The sequence below is a fragment of the Pseudoalteromonas sp. DY56-GL79 genome, assembly GCF_041414765.1.
In the GTDB taxonomy this organism is placed as follows: Bacteria; Pseudomonadota; Gammaproteobacteria; order Enterobacterales; family Alteromonadaceae; genus Pseudoalteromonas; species Pseudoalteromonas piscicida.
Genome location: NZ_JANHZS010000067.1, coordinates 1 through 652, shown reverse-complemented (window position 1 = coordinate 652; position 652 = coordinate 1). Strand labels below are relative to the sequence as shown.

At 45.7% G+C, this 652-nt stretch carries 1 protein-coding gene; it reads left to right on the top strand.

The features are described from left to right. The coding region (locus tag NO992_RS23365; protein WP_371380815.1) for an AMP-binding protein at positions 1-652 on the top strand (652 nt) is incomplete at both ends.

Below are 652 nucleotides of genomic sequence, written 5' to 3'. Positions count from 1 at the left end.
GTGGATTAGAAGCAACGAGTTTAGCCTATGTCATTTATACCTCTGGTTCGACTGGGCAGCCAAAAGGGGTGATGACACCTCATGTTGCTGTTGCGCGACTTGTAATTGAACAGTCTTTTATGGAGTTAAGTGCTGAAACCGTCATGCTGCAAAGTGCTAACATTGCATTTGATGCAGCGACGTTAGAGTTATGGGGACCATTACTTAACGGTGGTCAGGTTGTATTGTATCCTCACGGGTATATTGAGGTAGAGGCACTGAATCAAGCAGTTGAGCATTTCGGTGTTAACACGCTATGGTTAACTGCAGGTTTATTCCGAGAGTGGTCTCTAGCTTTACCATCTACATCACCGCTTCAACAAGTATTGGCTGGAGGAGATGTATTAGACCCAGCTGCAATCCATCGTATTCAAGCACAGCTACCGCGGGTGACGTTGATAAATGGTTATGGTCCAACAGAGAATACCACATTCTCGACGACGTATACTTTTGCAAACCCACATTCCTTAGCGCTTGTGCCGATTGGTAAAAAGCTTGCAACAGATCATGTATTAATACTCGGTCCAAATGGAAGCTTAGTGCCAGAAGGGTGTGTTGGTGAGCTGTATGTCGGTGGTGATGGTTTAGCGCGAGGATATCTCAATCGTCCGGA